The sequence below is a fragment of the Lactobacillus taiwanensis DSM 21401 genome (genome assembly GCF_001436695.1).
In the GTDB taxonomy this organism is placed as follows: Bacteria; Bacillota; Bacilli; order Lactobacillales; family Lactobacillaceae; genus Lactobacillus; species Lactobacillus taiwanensis.
Genome location: NZ_AYZG01000038.1, coordinates 1 through 285, shown reverse-complemented (window position 1 = coordinate 285; position 285 = coordinate 1). Strand labels below are relative to the sequence as shown.

The window sequence follows — 285 nt, the reverse complement described above, 5'->3', positions numbered from 1 at the left end:
GGCTGTTTGTCAAATCCTGTTGATGAATAGTTTTGAAAAAGAATCAAGCAACTAAAGAATAGTTGTTTGGTTCTTTTTGTTTGATGATATTTTCTTCTAGCCTGATTCTAATTAATAAATGTCTAAAATTACTGTATCCGTAAGCAGTTCGTTCAATTTGCTTAATCTTGCGATTGACACCTTCAAGACAGCCGTTGGAGTAGCTGGAGGAGATACCATTTAGAATGCCAGTATAATTGTGCTCAAAGGTTAGTAATGTTTGATGCATTTGCTTGCCTACAGCTT

The 285-nt window shown here is 35.1% G+C and carries 1 protein-coding gene; it reads right to left on the bottom strand.

All coding sequences use genetic code 11. From position 1 onward, the window contains the following. Positions 1–43: 43 nt before the first annotated feature. A partial coding sequence (locus FD18_RS05780) for a transposase (RefSeq protein ID WP_162257036.1) occupies positions 44–285 on the bottom strand: 242 nt, incomplete at its 5' end.